The 26,406-nt window shown below is 53.8% G+C and carries 23 protein-coding genes; 20 read left to right on the forward strand and 3 right to left on the reverse strand.

The features are described from left to right. Window positions 1-19: 19 nt before the first annotated feature. On the reverse strand, window positions 20-253 hold the full coding sequence (locus tag LBO03_09305) for a hypothetical protein (GenBank protein ID MDR3349770.1): 234 nt from the start codon (window positions 251-253) through the stop codon (window positions 20-22). 76 nt (window positions 254-329) lie between these two features. Continuing rightward, entirely contained in the window at window positions 330-533 is a 204-nt protein-coding gene (locus tag LBO03_09310; protein MDR3349771.1) for a helix-turn-helix domain-containing protein, read from the reverse strand. 177 nt (window positions 534-710) lie between these two features. Between LBO03_09310 and LBO03_09315 the strand changes: the two genes are divergently transcribed. The 3 genes from LBO03_09315 to LBO03_09325 are packed head-to-tail and all read left to right on the forward strand — an operon-like array spanning window position 711 to window position 2,178. Continuing rightward, a complete protein-coding gene (locus tag LBO03_09315; GenBank protein MDR3349772.1) occupies window positions 711-1,268 on the forward strand; it encodes a helix-turn-helix domain-containing protein in 558 nt (185 codons plus the stop codon). A 46-nt stretch (window positions 1,269-1,314) separates the two neighbouring features. Continuing rightward, on the forward strand, window positions 1,315-1,824 hold the full coding sequence (locus LBO03_09320; protein ID MDR3349773.1) for a hypothetical protein: 510 nt from the start codon (window positions 1,315-1,317) through the stop codon (window positions 1,822-1,824). Between the two features lie 30 nt (window positions 1,825-1,854). Next, entirely contained in the window at window positions 1,855-2,178 is a 324-nt protein-coding gene (locus LBO03_09325) for a cation transporter (protein MDR3349774.1), read from the forward strand. 183 nt (window positions 2,179-2,361) lie between these two features. On the opposite strand, the gene LBO03_09330 is transcribed toward LBO03_09325, so the two are convergent. After that, the gene (locus LBO03_09330) at window positions 2,362-3,711 is read right to left on the reverse strand and encodes a UbiD family decarboxylase (protein MDR3349775.1); all 1,350 of its coding nucleotides are present in this window, start codon (window positions 3,709-3,711) and stop codon (window positions 2,362-2,364) included. A 283-nt stretch (window positions 3,712-3,994) separates the two neighbouring features. Here LBO03_09330 and mfd point away from each other — a divergent pair, with 283 nt between their 5' ends. The 17 genes from mfd (at window position 3,995) to LBO03_09415 (ending at window position 26,396) form a co-directional block, all read left to right on the forward strand. Next, the gene (mfd, locus tag LBO03_09335) at window positions 3,995-7,114 is read left to right on the forward strand and encodes a transcription-repair coupling factor (protein ID MDR3349776.1); all 3,120 of its coding nucleotides are present in this window, start codon (window positions 3,995-3,997) and stop codon (window positions 7,112-7,114) included. A 228-nt stretch (window positions 7,115-7,342) separates the two neighbouring features. Beyond that, window positions 7,343-8,287 carry a tetratricopeptide repeat protein gene (locus tag LBO03_09340; GenBank protein ID MDR3349777.1) on the forward strand — a complete coding sequence of 315 codons (945 nt, stop codon included), beginning with the start codon at window positions 7,343-7,345 and terminating at the stop codon, window positions 8,285-8,287. 1,105 nt (window positions 8,288-9,392) lie between these two features. Continuing rightward, window positions 9,393-10,520 (forward strand): acyl-CoA dehydrogenase family protein, encoded by a 1,128-nt coding sequence (locus tag LBO03_09345; GenBank protein MDR3349778.1) that lies wholly within the window; start codon window positions 9,393-9,395, stop codon window positions 10,518-10,520. Between the two features lie 199 nt (window positions 10,521-10,719). Further along, window positions 10,720-12,099, forward strand: a complete 1,380-nt coding sequence (locus LBO03_09350; GenBank protein MDR3349779.1) for a hypothetical protein — start codon at window positions 10,720-10,722, stop codon at window positions 12,097-12,099. A gap of 73 nt (window positions 12,100-12,172) precedes the next feature. Then, window positions 12,173-13,585 carry a sigma 54-interacting transcriptional regulator gene (locus tag LBO03_09355; protein ID MDR3349780.1) on the forward strand — a complete coding sequence of 471 codons (1,413 nt, stop codon included), beginning with the start codon at window positions 12,173-12,175 and terminating at the stop codon, window positions 13,583-13,585. 254 nt (window positions 13,586-13,839) lie between these two features. After that, complete coding sequence (locus LBO03_09360) at window positions 13,840-14,982, forward strand: acyl-CoA dehydrogenase family protein (GenBank protein MDR3349781.1); 1,143 nt, start codon at window positions 13,840-13,842, stop codon at window positions 14,980-14,982. A gap of 79 nt (window positions 14,983-15,061) precedes the next feature. Then, entirely contained in the window at window positions 15,062-15,847 is a 786-nt protein-coding gene (locus LBO03_09365) for an enoyl-CoA hydratase/isomerase family protein (protein ID MDR3349782.1), read from the forward strand. Window positions 15,848-15,886: 39 nt separating this feature from the next. Continuing rightward, the gene (locus tag LBO03_09370; protein MDR3349783.1) at window positions 15,887-16,687 is read left to right on the forward strand and encodes an electron transfer flavoprotein subunit beta/FixA family protein; all 801 of its coding nucleotides are present in this window, start codon (window positions 15,887-15,889) and stop codon (window positions 16,685-16,687) included. 112 nt (window positions 16,688-16,799) lie between these two features. Further along, on the forward strand, window positions 16,800-17,807 hold the full coding sequence (locus LBO03_09375; protein MDR3349784.1) for an electron transfer flavoprotein subunit alpha/FixB family protein: 1,008 nt from the start codon (window positions 16,800-16,802) through the stop codon (window positions 17,805-17,807). 59 nt (window positions 17,808-17,866) lie between these two features. Continuing rightward, window positions 17,867-18,727, forward strand: a complete 861-nt coding sequence (locus LBO03_09380) for a 3-hydroxybutyryl-CoA dehydrogenase (protein ID MDR3349785.1) — start codon at window positions 17,867-17,869, stop codon at window positions 18,725-18,727. Window positions 18,728-18,802: 75 nt separating this feature from the next. Continuing rightward, window positions 18,803-19,957: an acyl-CoA dehydrogenase family protein gene (locus LBO03_09385; protein MDR3349786.1), complete on the forward strand. Its 1,155-nt coding sequence runs from the start codon at window positions 18,803-18,805 to the stop codon at window positions 19,955-19,957. Between the two features lie 57 nt (window positions 19,958-20,014). Beyond that, entirely contained in the window at window positions 20,015-21,406 is a 1,392-nt protein-coding gene (locus LBO03_09390; GenBank protein ID MDR3349787.1) for a hypothetical protein, read from the forward strand. Between the two features lie 95 nt (window positions 21,407-21,501). Continuing rightward, window positions 21,502-22,353: a crotonase/enoyl-CoA hydratase family protein gene (locus tag LBO03_09395; protein MDR3349788.1), complete on the forward strand. Its 852-nt coding sequence runs from the start codon at window positions 21,502-21,504 to the stop codon at window positions 22,351-22,353. A gap of 155 nt (window positions 22,354-22,508) precedes the next feature. Then, window positions 22,509-23,306: an electron transfer flavoprotein subunit beta/FixA family protein gene (locus tag LBO03_09400; protein ID MDR3349789.1), complete on the forward strand. Its 798-nt coding sequence runs from the start codon at window positions 22,509-22,511 to the stop codon at window positions 23,304-23,306. A 15-nt stretch (window positions 23,307-23,321) separates the two neighbouring features. After that, entirely contained in the window at window positions 23,322-24,335 is a 1,014-nt protein-coding gene (locus LBO03_09405; GenBank protein MDR3349790.1) for an electron transfer flavoprotein subunit alpha/FixB family protein, read from the forward strand. Window positions 24,336-24,385: 50 nt separating this feature from the next. Further along, window positions 24,386-25,591 (forward strand): thiolase family protein, encoded by a 1,206-nt coding sequence (locus LBO03_09410; protein ID MDR3349791.1) that lies wholly within the window; start codon window positions 24,386-24,388, stop codon window positions 25,589-25,591. A gap of 25 nt (window positions 25,592-25,616) precedes the next feature. Continuing rightward, window positions 25,617-26,396 carry an enoyl-CoA hydratase/isomerase family protein gene (locus LBO03_09415; protein ID MDR3349792.1) on the forward strand — a complete coding sequence of 260 codons (780 nt, stop codon included), beginning with the start codon at window positions 25,617-25,619 and terminating at the stop codon, window positions 26,394-26,396. Window positions 26,397-26,406: the final 10 nt, after the last annotated feature.

Consider the following 26,406-nt stretch of genomic DNA (forward strand, 5'->3'; position numbering starts at 1 on the left):
TTCCCGCGCGCCGCGCCGCTTAAAAAGCCTCTTCAAAAGTCGCGCCCAAAAACAGCGCTACCTCGTCCCCCTCGTTTTTCAGCGTTTCATAACAATCCATGCAAATGTACGCCCGCGCTGCCCGGAAACGGTTGTCCCGCAGCACTCGGTCCCCGTCATAGATATCCTTTTCACAAATAACGCAGCGGCAAAGCGGCCCTTGCAAAAAATCACGCCAATATTGCCTGCTTGTGCCACTACATTGCCTATCCATAACTAAACGCCCCCAATCAAAAATTTTTCTTTCCGCCGGATGGCCGGCGGAAACCTTTTTGTATCCTTTGCGACACTTAACGGGCAAAAAAAATCCTCGCCACCTCTTCAGCCGACATAGCCAGCACCCGCGCCAACATGCCGGCCTCCCTGACCGTAAAAGATGTTTTGCCGCCGACCTTGCGGTACAAAGCGCTTCTGCTGATTTTGCAGGCCCGCGCCAACTTTGTCATGCCGTAACCTTTAGATGCCATAAACTTGCGCAAAAAATCCCCGTCCAAAGCATGTCCCCTCCTTTTGTGTCCTTTACGACACTTAAATCATAACAAAAAACCTGCAACCTGTCAACTCCTTTGCGACACTTTTTTTATTTTTTGCAAATTTATGTTGCCTAAAAGCAACAAACATACTATAATACATAATGGCAGGTAAGTTGCATCAGTATTCAGGGGAAAAATATGGACATTAAACATCGGATATACAGCAGAAGAAAACAACTGGATTTGACGTTGGAAGAAGTGGCGCAAGTGGCCGGCGTAGGAAAAAGCACGGTCCGCAAATGGGAAACGGGCGAAATCGACAACATGAAGCTTGACAAGATAGAACTGTTGGCCAAAGCCCTGCGCACCAGCCCCGCTTGGCTCATGGGCTGGGAGGGCGGCCGGCAGCCGGCGCAAGGCGGCGCTTTTGGCAAAAAACTGGCCGGGCTGCGCGCGGAAAAAAGCCTGACGCAAAAAGATCTGGCCATCGCCCTGAAAACCGAACAGCAAACCATAAGCGATTGGGAAACGGGCCGGGCCGAGCCTGACCACGCGGCGTTAGTCATGGTTGCCGAACACTTCGGCGTCTCCATTGACTTTCTGCTTGACCGCACCAGCGTGCGCGCCCCGATTGCCACCATCGCCGCGCACATGATCAATCCCCGGGGCGAACTCACCTCTGAAGAAGAAGAAGAACTGACCGAATACTTGAAATTCATGCGGGAGAAAACCGCCAGAAAAAAGCGCGGCACATAACCCGCCGCCGAACCTTCTTTTGTAACCTTTTTGACACGAGGCGGCCATGCAATCTCTACTTAACCTTGCCGAGCGGGAACAAATAATTATAGCATATGACAATATCGCCAAGCGCTTCAAAACTCTCGGCCTTTACGACAGCGACGGCGTGAACAGGCAAATCATCTTGCACACGGAACTAAAGAACTATCCGCGCCTGCATAAATGTATATTGTCCGAAGAACTCGGGCATCATTTCACTTCGGTCGGCACCAGTTTTTACAAAGCGGCCAACTGCCGCTTCTGGAAACTCAACCACATAAAAACCGAACTTCGGGCGCTAAAATGGTCCTGCTTTTACCTCATGCCCGACAGCAACCTGCTGCATGCCGTTCACGCCGAACGCCTGTGCACCGTAGAAGAACTTGAAGATTACTTTGAGGTTACCCACGAATTGTTGCTTTTCCGGCTGCGCTATGCGAAAAAGCTGGATTTTCCCGACTTGGATCTCCTTCTGCAAAGCGAAGAGCGCCATGTCCTGAAATTGGCGGAAACACTTACGGACAGCGGCTGTTAAAAATAGCGCGGCGGCGGAAGCAATCCCTTCTTGTGCCGCCGCCGACAACCAACTGCTCCTGCCGCTTGGCCAAAAGCAGTCAAAAAACCCGCCGACAACCTGCATCCGTTTGGCTATGGGCGGGAACAATATTTTTGCGCTTTCATGGTACCGGCAGCGCTGTTTTTGCTTGGCGGCTGCTTCGCCGTCACGGAAGCTGCGGAGAAAATGTCCTCGCCGCCGCTTCTCCCGGCCCTTTGTGGCCGGCTTTGCCCATGCTCGCCTTTTCCTTCCTATTGGAATGTTGCTCCTTTTTCGCAGCCTTATAAAGAAACGGCAAAAGCTAAAGCGGCGGCAGCCTGCTGTCCGCCATGAAAGCAGAGCCGAAAAACGGCCTTTCGGCCAAAGAAAGCGCCGAAGCGACAAACGCGAGCGAAAGGCGCGCGCTGCTGCCGGCGGCTTGTTGAACTATAGGCGGCCGCCAACAATCCATTGCGGCGCTGCGCCGGATTTTTTGCCTTCCGGGGCAAATCCGGCGCTTGCGCGGCTCGCAAGCGATTATCGGATGTTCCCTATATCGTAGTCCTCCAACTTCACGTCCATGAATTTTATCTTTTCAAACTTGCTCTCCCGGGGCACGGGATAAGTGCAGTCAAAACCCACCTTTGCGCCCAACCCATTGTCAATGGCCGGGTTAAGCTCATGCCCCAGCATGCCCGGCACAACGACAATGTCGGCGGCGGGATCGCAGCGGGTGATCAGCGCGCGCTCCACGTCCACGGCGTCCGTGATGTCAACGTCGCCGTTCACGGCGGTTACCGCCTGCAGCGGCGGGAAAGCGGCGAAAGTGGCGATTATGGCGTTTTTGCTCATGCCGTTGAGCGGCGGGTCAATCTGAATGACCGCATGATAAAAACCGCAGCCGCCGTGCGTCAAGTACACGGCTTTCAGCCCTTTCACCTGTTTGGAAACTGTTTCAAAAATACTGGCCTCGGCGGTAAGCCCCACCGAATTCCAAACCTCCGCCCCGGGCAGCAGGGAATGCAGCAGCGGATTTTCGGCGTGAGTTATCGCTTTCACATCCACCACCCAGCGATCGGCACGGGAACTATAATAACCCGTCACCTCGCCGAAAGGGCCTTCCGGCTCGCGCAAAGCCGGCAGCATTTGCCCCTCGATGATAAGCTGGGCATCGGCAATCCCATCCGCCGCGACGGCCTTGCCCTCGCACAGGCGCGCCGGCTCGCCGAGCAACGCGGAAGCTACCGCCAGCTCGTCCTTGTCAATGGGCGCCGCCGCGCTGGGAGTGATTGCCGCCACATAATAGGCGGGATGTACGCCGTTGTTGATCGTAATGTCCAGCGGCCGGCCTTTCGCCTCGGCCCGTTCATAATAATCGCGCAAATGCCGGCCGACATCCAGCAATATCCCAAGCCGCCTTTTCCCGGCCACCATCAGCCTGTGCACGGAAGCGTTGCGCACGCCGGTGTCAGGGTCCCTGGCGATGACCACGCAACTGGAAAAATACGGCCCGCCGTCTTTGAGGGCGAAAGTCGGGACAGATAAATCGGCCAAGTCAGGATTTTCCATTGCCACCTTTTGCGCGGGCGCGTCTTTCACCGTAATCGGCCCCACCGGCGAACTATGGAGGCTTTTGACCGCATCGGAAAACAAAAAAGGCAGTTTCGGCGCCTCAACGCCAAACAAGCAAGCCAAGTTCTCACGGTTCCACCAAATGCCGATCGCCAGCGGGAACCTGCCGCCCTTCGGATTGTCGAAAACAACGGCCTTGCCGCCCTCGAACCGTTTGGCCACGCCCGCCAGCTCATAGCGCAAATCCACGGCGCTGCGCACGCGCGCCAGCCGGCCGGCGGCCGCCAGTTTCTCTATGCATCCTTTGAAATCCATCTCTTGCCCCCTCTTTCCCATTTTTCTTGCCGCGCCTGTCCGCTCATCAACATTTAAGTTCAATTCGCTATAAAAATCGCAACCCCTTCTTTGCTCGCGGCAAACCGCAAAAAATATTCGCAACGGGTAAAAACTTTTGCATAACCTTTTACAACTTATCGCCTCAAGCAAAATCTTCCAAACTTTGGCCGCCCTCCCAACACAACAAACAAAAGCCTCCGGCATCGACGGCGCGCAAAAAGCGGCCCTAGCGGCGGCTTTGTTCGCGGCGCGTTCGGGCCCGTTGCTGATAGCCGCGCCCGGCCGCGAAGAATTGCGGGAAATGAGGCGCGGACTGAACGCGCTCTTGCCTGACGCGGCCATTGAAGAATTCTACCCGGCCGACCGCCAAGACATCGCGGCCAACCACAAAAGCCTGGAAATAACTGCGGCCAGGCTGTCTGTCCTGCGCCAACTCTGCGCCGGGCAGCGCCGTATAGTAATCGTTACTGCGGAAGCCCTTGCGCAGCCGCTGGAACAGCCGCAGGAACTTCTCGGCAGCGGCCTCGCCCTGTCCGCCGGCGCCGCCTGCGGCATGGGCGAGGCCGCCGCCGCTTTTATTGCCGCCGGCTACGAACGCTCCTCCCTGGTGGACGCGCCGGGACAATTTTCCGTGCGCGGCGGCATAATCGACATCTTCCCGCCCACCCACTCCCTGCCCCTGCGCATTGAATGGCTTGGCGGCGAAATAGAAAGCATCCGCTCCTTCTCCGCCGAAACCCAGCGTTCCCTGGAAGGGCTGAAAGAAACCGTAATACCCGCCCTCGCCCGGCCGGACGGCGTCCCTTTGACCGCCAGCCTGCTCGATTACCTGCCGGCTTCGGCTCTTTTTGTCATTGACGAACCGGCCAGGCTCAAAGAAAGGCTTGCCCCTCCGCTCGGCGATTCCCCCTCCTGCGCGCGGACATTCTCCTGGCGGCAGCTCACAGACATAATTGGCGGCTTGCCAAACTTTCTGTGCCTCTCCGCCCTGCCTTTGCAAATGTTTCCGCATGCCCGCCCCGTCCGCGCCGATATACGCGCCATCCCGCCCTATCACCGGCAATGGGGCCTCCTGGCCGAAGACCTGAAAAAATACTTGGACAAAAACATACAGCCCGTCATCAGCATGAGCAGCGACAACAAGGCCGCCGGGATGATCAAGACCCTATCCGGCCTGAAAATACCGTCCGCACTTTGGCCGGACGGCGAACCCCGGCCAAAAAACAAAGCCCTCGCCATAGTCGGCGGACTGGCCGCGGGCATGGAATTCGTGGGCGAAAACTGGCTGCTGATCACCGAGCAGGACATCTTTGGCGCGATGAAACAGCGCCGCTTGACAAAAAAACCGCCGGGGCAGGCCATCCGCTATTTTTCCGAAATAAAAGCGGGCGATTACGTAGTCCATTCCGTACACGGCATCGGCCGCTATGTGGGCAGCGAATCCCTTGCCGCCGGCGGCGCGACCCGCGACTACCTTTTAATCCGTTACGCCGGCGACGACAAACTCTATGTCCCCGTGGACCAAGTGCAAACGCTGCAAAAATACATCGGCGCGGAAGGGCAGCCGCCGCGCCTGTCGCGCATGGGCGGAGCCGACTGGGGCCGCGTCCGCGGGCGCGCCCGGGCGGCCGTAACGGAAATGGCGGCGGAACTCCTGCGCCTGCAAGCCGAACGCAAACTGCTGCCAGGCCATGCCTTTTCCCCCGACACCGTCTGGCAGCAAGAATTTGAAGAAGCCTTTCCCTACGAAGAAACCCCGGACCAACTGCGCGCCATCGAAGAAATCAAACGCGACATGGAACGGCCCTACCCAATGGATCGCATCCTGTGCGGCGACGTTGGCTACGGGAAAACGGAAGTAGCCTTGCGGGCGGCCTTCAAAGCGGTAATGGACAGCAAGCAGGTGGCCGTTTTAGTCCCGACCACCGTGCTGGCCCAGCAGCACCTGCTCACCTTCAGCGAGCGTATGCGCCCGTTTGGCATCAACATTGAAATGATAAGCCGCTTCCGCTCGCCCAAAGAACAACGCGCGGCATTGGCCGGCGCCGCCGGGGGCGAAGTGGACATCGTCATCGGCACCCATCGCCTGCTGCAAAACGACATAAATTTTAAAAACCTCGGCCTTTTAGTAATAGACGAAGAACAACGTTTCGGCGTGGGGCAGAAAGAAAAAATCAAACTCTGGAGCAAAAACGTCGACGTCCTGTCCATGTCGGCGACGCCGATCCCGCGCACCCTCCACATGGGGCTGGTCAGCGCGCGCGACATGAGCATCATCGAAACCGCGCCGGAAGAGCGCCTGCCGGTGGAAAGCTACGTAGCCGAATACAGCGACGAACTTGTGCGCCAAGCCATACTGCGCGAAGTCCGGCGCGGCGGCTACGTCTACTACGTATACAACCGTGTCGCGGATATTGAGCGCGTTGCGGAAACATTGAGAAAACTCGTCCCCGGCATATCAATAAAAATAGCGCACGGGCAAATGCCGGAAGACCTGCTGGAAACAGTCATGCTGGAATTTTACCAAGGCGGTTTCGACGTTCTCCTGTGCACATCCATCATCGAAAACGGCCTGGACATACCGCTGGCCAATACGATCATCGTCCACGGCGCGGAAAATTTCGGCCTGTCGCAGCTTTACCAAATGCGCGGCCGGGTAGGCCGCTCCAGCCGGCTGGCCTACGCCTGGTTTTTTTATCCCCCGGACAGGATCTTAAGCGAAATAGCGGAAAAACGCCTGCAAGCGATACGCGACTTCAGCGACTTGGGCGCCGGTCTGCGCATTGCCATGCGCGACCTTGAAATACGCGGCGCGGGCAACATACTGGGTCCGCAGCAACACGGGCACATCATCAGCGTCGGTTTTGAAACCTACTGCCGCCTGCTGGAGGAAAGCATAAACGAACTGGCGCAAGCGCCGGCGCGGGCCGAACCGTCCGCCGAACCGTCCCTTGACGTGGCGGCGGACGCCTACCTCCCCGATGACTACATTGACGATCCCGGGCACAAACTGGACATCTACCGGCGCTTGCAATACATAAACGAACGCCCGGACTTTCTGGAACTGCTCGCCGAGATGTCCGACCGTTTCGGCGAGCCGCCGCCGCCCGCGAAAAACCTCCTGCGCCTTGCCCTTTTGCGCGGCCATTGCCGCAAATTGGGCGTAAAATCCATAAACACGAAGGCCATGGAGACGAAAATAATTTTTGCCGAAAAAGCATCCGTAAACCCCGAAACCCTGCTGGCCATGGCCGTATCTGCCCGTTACGCGGCCGTCCTAAGACAAGGGCCGCCGATCAGCGTAAAAATTAAACGGCCAAAAAAACGCCCTCCCTTAGATTGGATCGAAGAAGCGATAGAATTTTTGCTGCAAAAAAGCTGAAAATGCCCCGATGCCGCCGTCTGAAAGCCTGGCGATGGTCAAATGCGGCCTGTTGCCCACATCATCGCAGCCCGCGGCGCAAAATGCATCATTAAACAAATGATTCCCGACAACAAACTTTATTGGGAACTTTCAATGAAAAAATTTTTATTGCCTGCTATACTTATTAATATAAAGACTTGCCGCCCGCTGACGCCGGGCGGACATAAAACCGGAGGTGCGCGCATAATGGAAATCAAAGAAATCCTGCGGGAAATCGACAGACAGTATCAAGTGCTGGGACCGGCCGATATGGAAGAATTTTTCAAAAAAACCTTGGAATTTTACAAGGACGAGCACGGCCGGGACAGTCCGGGCTACGCTTCCCTGGCCAATGAGTTTGGCGCTTTCTACCGCAACCAGAGCCGCTACGAGGAAGGCGAGCAGCTTTTTCTGGAAGCCGCGGAAATCCTGGCAAAACTGCAAGGGAAAAACAGCGCGGAATACGCCACCGCCCTGAACAACCTGGCCGAGCTTTACCGGCTGGCCGGCAACCGGGACAAAGCCGAAGAAATCCTCAACCAGGTTATCGGCATCTTCCGCGAGTCGGTGGGCGAGCGGCATTTCCTCTACGCCAGCGCCCTTAACTATTTGGGGCACTTTCGCCATGAGGGCGGCCAAGCCCAGGAAGCATTGGATCTTTATGAAGAATCCCTGAAAATAGTGTCCGAGATGCCAGAGAACCACGCCCTTTTGGCCACCGCTTACGGCAACGTGGCCGGTGCGCTGCGTTCCCTGAAACGCTACCCCGAGGCCGTAAAATACTTGGAAGACGCCAAAAAGCTGCACGAGGAGAAATTAGGCGCCAACGACCAACATTACAGCGCCGTTTTAAACGGCATCGGATCGCTTTGGCATACCATGGGCGATCTTGACAAGGCGGCGGAATACTATGACAAGGTAATGCAGCTCTTGCTTCGCCACAACAGCAAAAAAACCCGGGACTACGCCATAGCCGCCGGCAACTACGCCGCCTGCTGCGAAGCCCGGGGCGAACTGGACAAAGCCGTCCACTACGCCAAGGAAGCCAGGGACTGTTTCGCCGCCGTCTATGGCCCTGACGGCCCCTTCACGCCGGGGGCGCGAAAATATCTTGACCATCTGGAAAAAAAAGCCGCCAAAAACAACGCCTGACAAAACTTCGTTGGCCCGGCCGCGACGTGCCGCCTTCCGGCTGAAACCATGGCGCGCTGCGTTTAAATTGCCACGATACTTTTGCGGCAAATTAAACGCCAAACTTTTTACCGGCAAAATCATGGACCCTTTTTCAATCGATCAAAAGAAGGCCGCTGCCGCGGAGCGCGGCAGCGATTCCCGGCGCGGCGAGGAGATATTGCGGCGCAGCCCCTTATTCAGCCAATAAGGGGCTGTTTTTTGCATGTCGCGCTTTTTCTGGCCCGGCCGGCCCTGCTCATTTTGCTAAACACATCCTTTTTCTATATGCCATCACAAAAAACAGTCAGGATGGCATATTGACTGCAAGCTTTGCGGCGAATATAATAAACATAACAAATCAGGTCATAGTGCGGCTCGTACGGCAAAGCCAACGCGACACAATTTCAATTGAGTTGAGTTTTGCCCGGGTAAAAACCTGATTAAATAGCCTTCCCCAAAAATTAATTTTTGGGGAATTTACGGAGCAAAAGAAAAAATCCCCTGACAAGGGGACAATAGAAAAGCCAACGCGACACAATTGAAATTGTGTCGCACCCGGCGCGGACGCCTGGCGCCAAAAAAATATTTATTTCTCAACCCGGCTTTTCAGTGCCTATCTTTCCCGTATTTGTTTACCAAAGTAAACAGTCCGAAAAAACGGACTCGGCCGTCAGCAAAAAAGCGCGTTCCGGCACGTCAGCCATTTTTGCCTGTCAGGACGCAAAAGTATACACTCGGCCGCTTGGTATACATGAAATTCCGATGTCCGCTTGCCGCAAGCCTTTCCCCGTTTTGCCGCTGGCCGGCGCGGATATTACAAAAGGCCAATCTTGTTTTGCTTCTACTGCGCCAAGTTTACAACTATTTATTCGCAAGCGTCATAAATCCTGTTTTTCCCTGACTTATTGTTTCCGATCGCGCCGCTGAAAAATTTTTAAATTGGCACAACAATTGCATAATATAATTTGCGGGTTTTTTACGCGAAATTAACCTGCCCATGCGCCTTGCCGCAACGGACGCACAAACACGCCCGCAATTATCCAAAAATTTGGATAATAAATAAAAACAAGGGAGGATTTGAAAAATGCAGTTACCGGAAGAAGTAGTAGCTCTACAAAAAATGGTGAGGGATTTTGTCAATAAGGAGGTCATCCCCAAAGCCGCCGATTACGAAAAAAGAGGCGAGTATCCGAAAGAGTTGGATATGATGGCTTTTGACATGGGACTGCCCGTTCTTTGCCTTCCGACACAATACGGCGGCGGCGGCATGAGCGAATTGGCCCTTACCGTAGTCATGGAAGAGTTGGCGCGGGGAGATTTGGGGTTTGCCAACTACGTCAGCGCCAGTACGCTCGCGACATTGCCGATATTGATCGCCGGCACGGAAGAACAGAAGAAACAGTGGACCGAGCTGCTGCTGGAAACCAAATACGCCGCGTTTGCGCTTACCGAACCGGAAGCGGGTTCTGACGCCGCCGGCGCAAAGACCACCGCCACCAAGGACGGGAACGACTATATCATCAATGGCCGCAAATGTTTCATCACCAATGGCAGCAACGCCGGCGAATATCTCGTCATGGCCTCCATTGACCGTTCCAAAGGAATAAAAGGCCTCACCTGTTTCATCGTTGAAAGAAGCCGGCCCGGCATTTCCATCGGCAAAGAAGAAGACAAAATGGGCATACGCAACTCCAACACCGCCGACGTCATCTTCGACAACGTCAGGATACCGGCCGCCAACCGAGTAGGAGAGGAAGGCAAGGGGTTCGGCATCATCATGAAAACCCTTGACGCCTCCAGGCCGTCCGTGGGCGCGCACGGCGTCGGCGTAGCGCAAAGGGCCCTTGAGGAAGCGATCAAGTACGCAAAACAAAGAATCCAGTTTGGCAAGCCGATCGCGGCGATTCCCGCCGTGCAGATAATGGTCGCCGACATGGCCATAAAAATCGAGACGGCGCGCCAGATGATATATCACGCCTGCGACTTGTATGACAGAGGCTTGCCGCATACCATCGAATCCTGCATAGCCAAGACCGTTGGCGCGGAAGCGGGCTGGGAGGCTGTTGACTTGGCCTTGCAGATCCACGGCGGCTATGGCTACATGCGCGAATATCCGATTGAAAAACTCTACCGGGACGTGCGGATAGTCAAGATTTACGAAGGCACGAACCAAATCCAGCGCGGCATCATCGGCGGCAGCCTGCTCAGATAAAATATTTGGCGTTTGCCGTTTAATCCTGTTAGCGCCTTTTAAAAAATTAGTGGCGCCGTAAAGCGGTTTTAGTTTACGCAGCCGTCCTAACGCCAACTGTTTATGGCGCCACTAATCAAGGTTTGTTTTTAAAACTCAAATGCACGCTTTAAATTCAGGATATCAATAAAGAAATTTGATTTTTTCAGGAGAAAGCAGAATGAAAATAGACTATACAAACATCAAGCCTAAAAGAAAAGGCCGCCTGTCGGACTTGCCCTGGCGCGAACAAGTAAAACAAAAAACTATCTCCTGCGACGATGCCGCGAAGATTGTCAACAAAGGCGACAGATTGTATTTTCCCGGCGCGGCCAATTTCCCACAGGGTTTTGAGAAAGCGCTGGCCAAAAGGATCCGGGCCGAAGGCTTAACTGTGGAGATTTACACGATTTTCGTCATTCACGCCTCGGAAATCATAAAACCCGAATTCAAGGACAATATTTTCCTTTACAGCCATTTTTTGGCCGGCGAACGCAGCATGCAAAAGCAGGGGAACATTTCCTTCGTCCCCACCCAATTGGGGCAGGGCGGAAAAGGCGTCAAGGCTTGGCGCCCGCGCATCGCCGTACTGACCTGCAGCCCGCCCAACGAAGATGGCTGGCTTTCCCGCAGCATCTGGTGCCACCATTATGACAGCAACCTGCTTGATGACGATTTGGACATTTTGATTGTGGAAATCAACAAAAACCTGCCGTTTTGCTACACGGAAGGCAAACATCACACCCTGCTTCACATATCCGAGATCGATCACCTGATCGAATACGACTCTTGGTGGCCGGAAGTCAAAACCCCTCCCGCTAACGCGGTCGATACCAAAATAGGCAATTATGTTACCGAGCTTGTAAAAAACGGCGATTGCCTGCAAATCGGCTTGGGCGGGTTGGCCGACACTGTCTCCAAAAACATGCTGAGCGGCGGGTTTAAAGACTTGGGAATCCATACGGAGCTATTGACCAACGGATTGTTGGATCTTATCAAGGCCGGCTGCGTCAATAACACCAAAAAACGCGTATACCCGGGAAAAACCGTAATATCGGCCTTCGTCGGCGATTATGGCCTGCGCGACTACGCCGAAAAAAATACGGACTATCTGCTGCTCAACGTTGATTTTGTCAACGACCCGAGAGTTATCTGCCAAAACGACAATGTCCTTTCGGTCAACAATTGCATGGAAATTGACCTCGTAGGACAGATAAACGCCGAAAGCATAGGCCCTGCGCAATATTCGGCGACAGGCGGGCAGATGGAATTCGTAACCGGGTCGCAGTGGAGCAAAGGCGGCCGGAGCGTCATTGCCTTAAACTCTTCTTTCACAGACAAAAGCGGCGCGCTCAAAAGTAAAATAGTGCCTACCCTGCCTCTGGGATCCGTAGTTACTACTCCCAGGACGTTTGTCAATTATGTCGTTACCGAATACGGCATGGTGGATTTAAAATACAAGTCCGTAAAAGACAGGGCGAAACTGCTGATCAGCATAGCGCATCCGGAATTTAGGGACGAATTGGCTCAACAGGCGAAAAAACTCGGCTTTTATTCCTGAACTGAAACCCGTCAGCCGCACTATTTTTTGTCCCGCCCGCCATACGGCAAAAAAAAATAAAGGCAGCCAAATTATGGACGCAAACAATTATTCCAAATTAAGCGAAATATTCAAAAAAACCGAAAGCAGCCCTGAAGTATCTTTGCCGCTCAGCGTCTTGGGCGCCCTTCAGCCGACAATCATCATCACCGACGCCGCCGGGCGGATCCTTTATATAAACAAACCGCGCGCGGCAGCGGCGAACATTGGCGCGCCGAAGGCGCAGCGGCCGATGGGGTGTCCTTTTGAGGCGCTGTTTCGGGAGGAGCAGTTCACAAAAATCCTAAAAGAGCAAAAGCGCGTCGAGGGGCGGCTCTGCCGCCTGAAATCCTTCAATATGGACGCGCTTGTGAATATGTACCCCCTGACGGGCGGCGGCAAAACCGTCGGTTTTATTGTCAGTTACATAAACATCAATGAATTCAGCAACCTAACCAGCAACGCGGAATATTACAAAGATATTTTCGCGGAAGATACGCAAAGCAGGGATCCGTTGCCGGCGCCCTTTCAAAACATCATTGGCAATTGCCGCAAAATGTACGAGGCCAAATATACCGCCGCCAAAATAGCCGGCTCCGACATTACCGTGCTGCTGACGGGCGAAAGCGGCGTAGGCAAGGAACTTTTCGCCGAGGCCATCCACAATTGCAGCAATCGGCGCAACGGGCCGCTCGTCAAAACAAATTGCGCCGCGATCCCCGAGCCTTTGCTGGAAAGCGAACTATTTGGCTATGACGGCGGCGCTTTTACCGGCGCGAAAGCGGACGGCAAAAAAGGGAAATTTGAATTGGCCGACGGCGGGACGCTCTTCCTGGACGAAATAGGCGACATGGGTATGTCCATGCAAACAAAGTTGCTAAGGGTATTGCAGGAAAAAGAAATAGAACGCGTCGGCGGCGCGCGGACAAAAAAAATTGACGTGCGGATCGTCGCGGCTACCAATAAAAACATCTGCCAGATGGTCAAAGAGGAAGAATTCCGCGAAGATCTTTATTACCGGCTGGCGGTGGTCAGCTTAAAAATACCGCCGCTGCGGGAACGCAAAGAAGACATCTTGCTGTTGGTCGACTATTTCCTGAAAAGGCTTAACCTGACCCATAACAAAAACATTGCCTGCACCAAGGATGCCGTTAATATTTTATTGAGCTATTTTTGGCGGGGAAACGTCCGGGAATTGCAAAATGTGTTGGAACGCGCGTTTGTACTTTGCAGCGGCGAAGTTATCTGCCCGCGCGACCTGCCCGACCCCCTGAACAAATGGGACAAATCCTCGCGGCTGAAAATCAGCGCCGGGAAAACGCTGGAAACCATCATGGAAGAAACAGAAAAAGAAGTCTTAAAGTCAGTCCTGAAACTGGCCAACAACAACCGTACAAACGCGATGAAAATGCTTGGCGTTTCGCGGCGCACCCTTTACAAAAAATTAAACAAATACAATATTGACTAAACGTAGCTTCGTTCGGCAAAGGACTTGGCGCCATTGAATATTGGCCGGTTTTATGCCGGGGCTTGGCGGTTTGGAGCAAAAAAGCCGCTTTAAATAACAAAAGAACGCCAGGAAAGCGGGCGATGAAGATGCAGCTCAAATCAGGCGGCGCGTCTATCAATATTTGCCGGCAATGGAGGGCATTTAACGGTTATCGTAGCCTTTGCCCGGCTATCTAATTTAAAGCGGCTTATTAATTCAAGGAGGTTGCTTACATGGATTTCAAATTGAACGAAGTTCAGGAAGCCATGCAAAAACAGGCAAAAGATTTTGCCGAAAAGTATTTGGCCGGGCGGGTTGAAGAGCTCGAATCAGCCGACAATTTTCCCAAAGAAATACACGATAAAATGGCGGAAGTGGGTTTTACGGGACTGACGTTTTCGGAAAAATACGGCGGCATGGAAGTTGGCTACGATAGTTTCTCGTTAGTTGTGGAGCAAATCGCCAAAGTATCCGGCAGTACGGCCAAAGCGCTTTTGATCGACGTTTTGCCTTTGGAAGCTATCAATCTATTCGGAACGGAAGCGCAAAAGCAAAAATATCTGCGGGAAGGGATTGCCGGCAAGACCAGGGGGTCTTTCGCTTTCACGGAACCGGGGACAGGTTCCGATCCCAAACAATTAGTAACCGTCGCCAAAAAGAAAGGCGGCCAATACGTAATAAGCGGCACAAAGCGCTTTATTTCCAACTCGGCGTATGAAGGGCCGATCGTGCTGTTTGCCAGGGACGAGGGCGCCGATACCTGCACGGCTTTTATTTTTGACAAATTTTGCAAAGGCTACTCCATATCGACGCACTGGGAAAAGATCGGCATGACCGGCAGCGCCGTTTACGACATCTTTCTTGACGGCGTAACGGTGGACGAAAGCCAGATACTTGGCAAAGCGGGCGATGGCTACAACATCCTGCTTGCCACCACTGCTTTTGGCAAACTCGGCTTCAGCGCATCCTTTGTCGGCGTAATGGGCGGCGCTTACGATGCCGCAGTCAAATATGTCAAAGAAAAAATGCACAGAGGCCAATCGATCATGAAGTTTCAGGCCATTCAGCTCAAAACGGCGAATTTGGCGGCAAAAGTGGAGAGCGCCCGCTATTTTCTTTACAAAACAAGCGAGGACGCCAACAATGCCCACGCGGACATGAAGAAGTATCAAGCGCAATCGGCTTTGCTGAAAGGCTATATTTCCGACCTCGGCGTTGAGTGCTGCGTGTTGGCGATGAACCTTATGGGTTCATACGGCGTCATGAAAGAGTACAACGTGGAGCGCTGCCTCAGGGATTCGCTGATTGGGCCGCATATCGAAGGGGCTTCCGATATACAAAGGATTATCGCCGGCAATTACCTCCTGCGAAATTGAACAGGGAACTGCCCGGCGGCGCAATACGTTCAAAACGGCACAGGCCGAAATATAGCAAAATACGAGGAGGTTATTTAGTATGGATTACAAATGTCTTAGTTGCGAACTGAAAGACGGGATCGCGACCATCAAAATGAACCGGCCCAAAGAATTGAACGCCATGTCCACGCCTATGTTTGAAGAACTGCTTGATTTGTTCCCCAAAGTGGATCTTGACCCTAACGTAAGAGTCGTGATCCTCACCGGGGAAGGACGGGCTTTCTGCGCGGGCGGCGACGTCGCCGAAATGAAAGAGGGCTACGGCGGGGCGACCGGTTTTTACCGGCACATGGAACTGGTCAACAAATCCGTCATTGCTTTGACCGAATTGTCCAAACCGGTCATCGCGGCGGTAAACGGCGTGGCTACCGGCGCCGGCATGAATATCGCCTTGGCGGCCGATATCGCCATTGCCTCCGACAAAGCCAAGTTCTCGGAGATTTTCGGCAACGTAGGGCTGGCGCCGGACGTTGGCGGCACCTATCTTCTGCCGCGCCTGGTCGGCAGGCAGAAAGCCAAAGAAATCGTTTTCTCCTTCCGCATGATCGATGCCGCCGAAGCGTTGCAGCTCGGTTTGGTGACCAAAGTCGTGCCGCTGGAAGAACTGATGGGCGAAGTCAACAAACTGGCCGCGAAAATCGCGCAGGGGCCGACGCTTGCTTTTGCCCTCGGCAAAAAATTGATCAACCGCTCCTTTGAAACCGACATCCGTACCATGCTCGACCTGGAAAGCCTGTCGCAGTCCATTGCCGGAGTTTCCCACGACCACAAGGAAGGGACCAACGCTTTCTTTGAAAAACGGCCGACGAAATTCACCGGCGAATAAAATAAAAAAGGATATATGCGCTGAGAGGAACGTATCTTAATGAAAATAATAGTATGCGTTAAACAAATACCCGATCCGGAACAATTCGTCGCGAAAATCAATCCGGAAACAAAAACGTTGATCCGCGAAGGCTTTTCCGGCGTCATCAATTCTTTTGACGGCTACGCTTTGGAAATGGCCGTAAGGCTCAAAGAAAGCGTTGAAGGCTCTACCGTCGCCGTCCTCGCCATGAGCGCGCCCAATGCCAAAAGCATGCTGCAAATATGTTTGTCGGTAGGCGCCGACAAGGCTTTCTTAGTAACGGGGGCGGCCGGGTCCGATACGATGGGGACAAGCCTCGTCCTCTCTCGCGCCATTCGCAAAATAGAAGAGGAAGACGGGCCTTTTGACGCCATCTTCTGCGGCCGGCAGGCCACCGACGGCTATACCGGCTTTGTCGGCCCGGAGCTGGCCGAAAGGCTGAACCTTGCGCAAGTTACTTTCGTAACCGACATATCGGCGCAGGGGCAGCTTCTTAAAGCGAAACGGGAAAACAACAACGGCTTTGAAATCATCGAAACCGCCATGCCGGCTTTGTTCACCGTAACGAAAACCGACTATGAGCCGCGCTTTCCTACCGTAAGGTCAAGGCTGGCGTCGCTTAAAGCGCCCATTCACAATATGGATTTGGCGGGACTTGGCATCGACGCGGACCTGGTAGGGCTGAAAGGCGCCAAAGTGGAAGTGACGAACGTATCCGAGCCCGAACAAAAGAGGGCCGGCATAATCATTACCGTAGAGGATCCCGGCGCAGCCGCGGCGCAGTTAGGCAAAATTTTAAACGAAAAGAACCTGATATAACAGGCCGGCCTATCTTCTGGGAGATGACGGGGGAAAGGACGGTGCCTTTCCCCGCCGGCCTCTGTTTCACAAAACGCTTTTGGGGCAAAGAAAGATGGGAGCATGCAGGAATATGGAAGAATATAAAAACTTCTGGGTAATAGTTGAACTGGCCGATGGAAAGCCTAAAGGCGTCGGTTTTGAACTGTTAAATCCCGGCAAACAGCTGGCAGAACAAAAAAACGAGAAAATCGTCGCGGTGATAATCGGCAAAAACGCCGGCGCCAGCGCGAACCAGGCCATAGCGTACGGCGCCGGCGAGGTTATTGTGGTTGAGAACGAAAAACTCGACGAATATTCCACGGACGGCTACACATACGCATTGGAAAAACTTGCGCAAAAGTACAAGCCTGCCGCGTTGCTTGTCGGCGCGACCAACAACGGCCTCGATCTGGCGCCGCGGCTGGCGGCGAGGCTAAATACCGGCATCGCGGCCGACTGTACCGGCCTGGCCCTTGACGAAGGCGGCAACGTCCTCTGGACGCGGCTGAGCTTCAACGGCAAAATCAAGGCCGAGGCCGTTTGCCGTAAATGCCGCCCGCAAATAGGCACCGTGCGCCCGGGCGTCTTTAAAAGAAACGAACCTGATGAAACGCTGAAAGGCAACGTAACCAAAGAAGATATTGACATTCCGGCAAATTTAATCAGAACCAGGCTCGTGGAAAAAATAGCGCCCGAAACTTCCGAAACCGTCGATCTGGAAACGGCGGAAATCATCGTGACCGGAGGGCGCGGCCTTGGCAACGCGGACAATTTTTCCATAATCAGGGAACTGGCAAGCGCGCTCGGCGCGACGGTCGGCGCGTCAAGGTCCGCCGTGGACTCCGGCTGGATATCGCACGATCATCAGGTCGGCCAAACCGGCAAAACCGTACAGCCGCAATTGTACATCGCCTGCGGCGTTTCCGGCGCCATACAGCATTTGGCCGGCATGTCCGGATCCCACAATGTCGTCGCCATCAATACGGACGAAGAAGCGGCCATTTTCAAAATAACCGACTACGGCGTTGTGGGGGATTTGACGAAAGTCGTGCCGGAACTTACCAAAGTTGTCAAAGAAATTAAAGAAAAGAACCAATAACAACGCCGGGGGCAAACAACTGCCTGCCCCCTGACCATATTCAACAAAAAGGAGACGGGATGGACTTGCTCGCTATAAAGAAAATCGGTGTTGTCGGAAGCGGACTGATGGGCAACGGAATAGCGCAGATTGTCGCTGCCGCAGGCTACGGCGTCGTGTTTTGCGATATATCGCAACAAAACCTGGACAAAGGCTACAAAGCAATCGCCGCGAGATTGGAAAAGGAAGTCAAAAACGGCAAACGGTCAAGCGCCTCGAAAGAGGAACTTCTGTCCAAGATTAAGGCCACGGTAAATTATGAAGATTTGGCGGACATCGACTATCTGTATGAAGCGGTATTTGAAGAAATACGGACAAAAAAGGAACTGTATGGAAAAATAAGCAAAATATGCCAACCTGCTTGTATTTTTTCCACAAACACGTCCGGGCTGAGCATTTCGGAAATAGCTTCCGTTACCGACCGTCCCGACAAATTTATCGGCACGCACTTTTTCAACCCCGTGCCCGTGATGAAACTGCTGGAAATCATCCGCGGCTACGATACCTCTGACGCCACTTATGAAACAGCCGTTGCCGTCGGCAAGTCTATCGGCAAAGAAATCATTACCGTTGCGGAAGCGCCGCTGTTTTGCGTCAACAGGATACTGGTGCCGATGCTTAACGAAGCCATGTTCGTCCTATCGGAAGGAATCGCCACCAAAGAAGACATAGACAAGGGCATGGCGCTTGGCGCCAATCACCCCATCGGGCCTTTGGCGCTGGCCGATTTGGTCGGGCTGGACACCTTGCTGCAGGTAATAAAAACTCTCTACGAAGAAACCGGCGACAGCAAATACCGCCCCTGCCCCCTGCTGGTAAAAATGGTACGGGCCGGTAAATACGGCCGAAAAAACGGCAAAGGATTCTACGCCTATAACTAATGCGCAAAGGGCGGCAAACAATAATATGGCGCGGCTTTCCGTATCCGCAAAGACAAAAGGAGAAGTAACGCGAAAATGGAGTTCAAGTTGACCGACATACAAGAAATGGTACAGGAAACCGCGAGAGAAGTCGCCCAAAAAGTTATTTGGGGGCAAGTGGCGCAAATTGAAAAAGAAAGGCATATCTCCGACGGCATTGCCAAGGCCGTAGCGGACGCGGGCATTTTAGGGATCCCTTTCCCGGAAGAATATGGCGGCATCGATGCCGGTTATATCGCCCAAGCCCTCGCCTTCGAAGAAATCGCCAAAGTATCGCCAAGCGTCTCCTTGTCGCTTTTGGTCAGCGTTACCTGTCTGGAGGCCGTAAGGCATTACGGCAGCGCCGAGCAAAAAGAAAAATACTTAAAAGCCGGCATTGAAGGGGAGTTCCGCGCATCGCTGGCATTTACGGAAGCCGGCACGGGTTCCGACCCGAAACAGATTCTCACCACTTACCGAAAGGAGGGCAGCGGGTTCGTAATAAACGGCGCAAAACGATTCATCACCAATGCCGCCTACAAAGGCCCCATTCTGCTTTTCGCCAAAAACGAACAAACCCTGCTGGTGTCCGCCTTCATGTTTGAAAAATTCACCGAAGGCTATTCGCTGTCAACGCCGTGGGACACGGTTGGCTGCCGGGGAAGCGCGATTTACGACATATTTTTGGACGACGTGCGCATACCCGCATCCGCCTTGCTGGGCAAAGAAGCCGATGGGCACAAAATACTGCTGAGCAGCGTCGCCCATAGCAAAGTAGCCCTTTGCGCGACCTTCGTCGGCATTATGGCGGCAGGTTATGAGGCGGCGGTAAAATACGCCAAGGAAAAAACGCATCGCGGCGCCCCTATCGCCAAATTTCAATCCATACAATTAAAAATCGCCACCATCGCGGCCATGGTGGAAAGCGCCCGGCTGATGACCTACAAACTCGCCGAAGAATCCGAAAACAGATCAAACATTGCCCGGATGAAGGCGTGGGTGGGGCTGGCAAAAGCTTATGTGTCGGACATCGCGGTTGAATGTAACTCCATGGTCATGAAAGTGCTCGGCCCTTACGGCGTTACGGAAGAATTTTTAGTGGAAAAGTATATGCGGGACGCTTTGATCGCCCCCAATATCGAAGGCGTGTCGGACATGCAGCGGGTAATCGCTGCGGGCTACATCCTCAATTCCGATGATTTGTTGATTTGATCTGCCTTCGCTTGTTGCAATTGCCCTTGTAATTATTGTGAGAAGGAGATGATACCCATGCCTATAATCAAACGCAAAGACGGCGAAGAGGCTCCGTATATCCCTTGCGGCCCTTTCAAACTGCGTTTGCCCTTCCTGCATTTCAACCTCATGCCGGCCATCATTTTGCAAGGTTTGTTCATAGTGGCTTTGAACGTGGCTTCCATCCCGTTCATGCAGCAGTGCATCCCCGGGCTGGAATACGAAGAATACGTTGCCATGATGCTGACCTTCGACATCATGATCACCTTGGAAGTCATGTTCGGCAATCCCACCTATTCGGGCTACATCACGCCGGGCATACCATTGGTCATCGCCTTCGTAACCAGCTATCCGACGACGGACGAGCGCATTTACGCCATCACGGCGCTGGCCGTGGAGCTGACCGTAGTGTTTGCCTTTCTGGGCGCCACCGGCCTGGCGAACAAAATCATGGCGAAAATTCCCGACTGGTTTAAAGGCGGCGTCATGTACGGCGCTTGTTTCTCGGCGCTGACCACCGTGTTTTCCCCGACGGGGAGACTGGCGGGGCAGTGGTATTGCGGCGCGGCCGCCTGCCTCGTCTTGCTGTTCGTAACCTATTCCGTCCATATCGCCAAGAAAAAGCAGCAGAGCAAAACCATCTCCACCATTTGCGCGCAAGGCGTCGTCATTGGCTGTGTCGTGGGCATCGTGATCGGCCACTTTACCGGCGAGCTGAAAGTGGCGGAAATTGAATGGGGGATCAATTCCCTGGTTCCGCTGATCAGCGCCATGGAGAAAGCGTCCATCTTTACTCACGGCGTACCGCCCCTCGAATTTTGGATCGCCGCCATACCGACATTGTGCGTGGAATACATCATCGCGTTCGGCGACTTCATACTGGCCGACTCTGTCTTTAACGAATGCAACAAAGTCCGCACCGACGAGAAAATTGAGTACAGCCCCAACCGTTCCAGCATTATCTGCGGCATCCGCAATGCTTTGATGGCCTTCACCGTCCCTTCGCCGACCATGGCCGGCCCCATCTGGGCGGGCGGCTGCATAACCATCGGCGAGCTTTACAAAGAAGGCCGGTCGCGGATGGACGGCATCTACGACGGCATGTTCAGCCTGATTATCGGCCCCACGATATTTAACTTCCTGCGGCCGTGCACCTCTTTCTTCAGGCCCATTGGCTCCCTGGGCGCCGCCTTGCTTTTGGCCGTGCAGGGTTTCGCGACCGGGATCATCGCCAACGGCTATGTGAAGGGGAAAATTGAAACCGGCATCGCCATCAGCATGGGCATGGCGATGAATCTGCAATCCACCGCCGTCGGCTTGTTCGTAGGCATCCTTATGTACCTGATTTTGGGCGCGGAAGAAGACGAACGCCGGCGGGAGGCAAAATTGGCGTTTGCCAGCGGCGCGCAAGACAGAAATATCGAATAGGCCCTTAGGCCACCGGCGGCAAAGCCCCGGACAAACGGGCAGCGCCCAGGCGGCAAGGCAAAGCAATTATCCCATTAATTAAGGAGGCTTTAATTATGAGCTACGAAACGATCAAGTCCGAAGTCGCCGACAAAGTCGCGACCATTACCTTGAACCGGCCCAACAACATGAACTCCTTCAACCCCCTGATGTGCGACGAACTGCTGGACGCTTTCAACAAGGCGGACGAAAACGACAATGTCCGGGTGGTAATCGTTACCGGCGCGGGCAAAGCGTTTTGCGCCGGCAGCGATTTGAGCGGCGACCCGTTTGACTATTCCAAGACGAACATCTTCGCGCACCGGGACACCGGCGGACAGGTTTCCCTCCGAATATACGACATGAAAAAACCGGTCATCGGCGCGATTAACGGCGCCGCGGTCGGCGTGGGCATAACCATGACCCTGCCCATGGACATCCGCGTCATATCGGAAAAAGCAAAAATAGGGTTTGTTTTCGCCAGCCGGGGCATTATCAACGAAGGCTGCAGCGGCTGGTTTTTGCCAAGGCTGGTCGGCGCGGGCAAAGCGGTGGAATGGGTGGCGACCGGGCGCATCATCAGCGGCGCCGAAGTGCTCGATTCCGGCCTGGCCACCTATATGGTGCCGCCCGAAGAAGTATACGCGAAAGCGCTGGTCATAGCGCACGAAATCGTCAACAACACGGCGCCCGTGTCGGTGGCCATGGCCAGACAGTTGATGTGGAAAATGCTGGGCGAGTCGCATCCCATGGCATCGCACAAACTTGAGTCCATGACCCTGCAATGGATAGGGACTTCCCCGGATGCCCTTGAAGGCGTAAAATCCTTCCTTGAGAAGCGCCCCCCGAATTACTCCATGAAACCGTCGAAAGAAATGCCGCCTTATTATCCGTGGTGGGACGCGAAAGGATTTCCCAAAATGCTTTGATCTGGCCAAGGCTTCATTCAGCGCGCGTCAAATCTCCCGCTGAATAATTTCGCGCCGCGCCCCGCCGCCCTTGAGACGTCCGCTTCCCGGATACGGGCGGCGGCCTTAGGGGCGGCCCGGCCCGGCAATAAAACACGTTAAGGATGAATAATGCCATGAACATATTGGTCTGCGTAAAGCAAGTGCCTGACACGACGGAAATCAAAATTGATCCGGCAACAAATACGCTCATTCGGGCAGGCGTGCCCAGCATCGTGAACACTTTTGACGGTTTTGCCCTAGAAATGGCGGCAAGGTTGGCGCAAGCGAGCGGCGGCCGGGTAGCCGTCGTCAGCATGGGGCCGGAACAAGCCAAAGAAGCGCTTAGAAGCTGTTTGGCCTTGGGCGCGCAAAAAGCCTATTTAGTTAGCGACGGAAAATTTGGCGGCTCGGATACATTGGCCACCAGCTATATTTTGTCCGGGGCTGTTTCGGAAATGGAAAAAAGGGAAGGCGCGTTTGATCTTATTTTTTGCGGCAAACAGGCGATAGACGGCGATACCGCCCAAGTAGGGCCGGAATTGGCCGAATGGCTTGACTTGCCGCAAATCACTTGCGCCTTGGACGTGATTTTGTCTGACGGCAAGGTTCAGGTCAAAAGAGAGTCCGACGAAGGCTATGAAGTAGTCGAAACTTCCTGCCCGGCCGTTATAACGGTTACAAAACCGTCTTTTGGGCCAAGGATCGCTTCCATTAAAGATAAAATAAAAGCCAAACAATCCGAAATCGTTAAACTGACGCTTAACGAAATAAAACTGGATCAAAACCGGATCGGCCTGAAAGGTTCGCCCACCAAAGTAAAAAAGACTTTCACCCCGTCAACGCAAAAGCATTGCGTCAAAATAGAAGAACAAACCGCCGCGGCGTCCGCCGCCAAATTAATGAAGCTTTTGTCGGACGCGGCAGTATTGTAAGAAGGGCTGAGCATTATGGCAATTACAGATTACAAGGACCTGTGGGTATTCATTGAAGCAAAAGACGGCAAAATTAAGCCGGTCAGCCTGGAATTGTTAAATCCCGGCCGAAAGCTGGCCGATTCTATGGGCGAGATGCTATGCGCCGTCGTGATTGCCGACAATTGCGCTGAAATATGCCAAATAGTGGAAAATTACGGCGTGGATAAAATTTACACGGCAGAAAACCGGGCGTACGCAGATTATCATACCGAGCCTTATACAAACGCCCTTTATAAGTTAGTTGAAAAATACAAGCCGTCGGCGATTTTGATCGGCGCGACCAACAACGGACGGGACATGGGGCCGCGCTTGGCTTGCCGCTTGAAAACCGGCCTGACGGCGGATTGCACCGGGCTTGCCATTGACGATATTGCCGGGCATGTGGCGTGGACCCGCCCGGCTTTTGGCGGCAACCTGATGGCTACCATCATGTGCCCCGACACTAGGCCGCAAATCGGCACCGTGCGCCCGGGCGTTTTCAAAAAAGCGGCGGCCGGCGGCAAAAAAGCGGCGGAAATTATTCGCTTTGCCGAAAAAATTGACACAACCGCGCGCACGAAAAAAATCCTGAACGTCAAAGAAGCCGGCCGGGATTTGGCGAATATCGAGGAAGCCGAAATCATCGTCTCCGGCGGCCGGGGCCTCGGCAAAGCGGAAAACTTTTCCTATATACGCGAATTGGCCGATGTTTTAGGCGGCGCGGTCGGCGCGTCCAGGGCGGCGGTTGACGCGGGCTGGATACCGCATGTCCATCAAGTCGGGCAAACCGGCAAGACAGTAGGCCCGAAACTTTACATAGCGTGCGGCATTTCCGGCGCCATACAGCATTTGGCCGGCATCTCCGGCGCCGACAGGGTCATTGCCATCAACAAAGACCCGCAAGCGCCTATATTTTCTTGCGCCGACTACGGCATCGTCGGCAATCTGTTTGACGTCATTCCGGCGCTGGTCGCCGAATACAAAAAAGCAAAACAAGCAAAGCAATAAAAAAAGTATGGATAGAGAGCCATATTATAAACGCAAAGGATGGGTAAATTATGGGCGCCGAAAAAACAAAAAACATTATTAAAGATGTTGTTATCGTAGGAATGTGCCGGACGGCCATCGGTAAATTTCAAGGTTCTTTGTCTTCCGTGCCGGCCGTGGAGCTGGCCAAAACAGTTTCGGCGGCGGCTATTAAAAGGGCGGGCGCCGCCCCTGAAAACATCGATGAAGTCGTGCTTGGCACCGTTTATAAACACGGCATGAAAGGAAACCCCGCGCGGCAAGTGCAACTGGCCTTGGGCATACCGATAGCGGGCGCGGCGGTAACGGTCGAGCAGCAATGCGCTTCCAGCATGCGCGCCTTGGAAATAGCCTGCCAGCAAATACAACTGGGCAAAACGGAAGCCGCCCTGGTTTGCGGCGTGGAAAGCATGTCCAATGTCCCCTATATGTTGCTGAACGCGCGCAAAGGATTTGTCATCGGCCCGTCGCGGGCGGAGGACGCCATGCAGTACGACGCTTTGACGGATGCCTTCTCCGGCGAAAGCATCATGCGGACAGCCGAAAACGTTGCGCAAAAATACAACGCCAGCCGCAAAGAACAGGATGAATACGCCCTGTTAAGCCAGCAAAGAGCCGATGCCGCCATAAAGGCAGGCGTTTTCAAAGAAGAGATCATACCTGTTGAAATAAAAACGCGCAAAGGCACGGTCGTTTTTGATACCGACGAGCATCCGCGCGCCGTCACCCTCCAAGAACTTTCCGCGCTTAAACCGGCCTTCATGAAAGACGGCACGGTAACGGCGGGCAACGCCTCCGGCATCAACGACGGCGCCAGCGCGGCGGTGATAATGTCCGAAGACAAAGCCAAAAGCCTTGGCCTCAAGCCGCTGGCGCGCATCCTGTCAACGGCAACGGCTGGCTGCGCGCCGGAACTAATGGGAATAGGCCCTATTTACGCCATTCCCAAAGCCATTGAATTGGCCGGGCTGCAAAAGGGCGACATCGACTATTATGAAATAAACGAAGCTTTCGCCGCGCAGGTAGTGCCGTGCCTTAAAATACTGGAAATACCTCTCGGGCAGGTAAACGCGAACGGATCCGGCATCGCGCTGGGGCATCCCGTAGGCATGACCGGCTTGCGCCTGATCATCAGCGGTTATTATGAACTGAAGCGCCGGGGGATGAAAATCGGCTGCGCTTCGCTTTGCGCGGGCGGCGGCCCGGCGATGGCGGCCGTATATGAAGTTATAAATTAAAAGAATGTGAGGGGTATTGCAGCCTATGGAATTTGAAACGCTTAAACTTTCCCATGACGATTTTATATCCACGGTCACCATTGACAATCCGCCGATCAACGCCATTGACGCAAGGGCTGTCGAAGATTTGGACGCGGCTTTCTCCGAACTGGCCAATAGGGAAAATTTGCGCGCCGTGATACTGGCCAGCGCGTTAAAAAAAGTTTTCATCGCGGGCGCGGATATAAACCAATTTATCGCTTGGAAGAAAAAAGACGGCATCATGGTTACCAGCAGGGGGCACGAGGTATTAAGAAAAATCGCGCATTTCAGCAAACCCGTCATCTGCGCCATCAACGGCGTTGCTTTTGGCGGCGGCCTGGAAATAGCCTTGGCTTGCGATATAAGGGTAATCGACAAAAAGGCGCAGGTCGGCCTTCCGGAAACAGGATTGGGCGTCGTGCCCGGCTACGGCGGAACACAAAGGCTGCCGCGGCTGGTTGGCCCGGGCATGGCCAAAAAATTGATTCTCACGGCACAAGCCATCGGCGCGGAAGAAGCTTATAGAATAGGGATCGCGGAGGTGCTCGCCGAAGCGGGGGAATGTCTGGCCGAAGCGAGGAAAATGGCGGAAAGGATAAGCGCGCAAGCTCCCCTGGCCATCTCCGCCGGGAAAAGATGCGTGGACTTCGCCATGGAAGAATCCTTAGAGGACGGCATTAAATTTGAAATACAGTCCGTGGGCGAACTTGCCGACACGGAAGACAAAACGGAAGGCTCGTCCGCTTTTTTGGAAAAACGGCCGGCCGTATTCAAGAATAAGTAACATAGGCGGA

The organism is Acidaminococcales bacterium, from assembly GCA_031290885.1.
Classification (GTDB): domain Bacteria; phylum Bacillota; class Negativicutes; order Acidaminococcales; family JAISLQ01; genus JAISLQ01.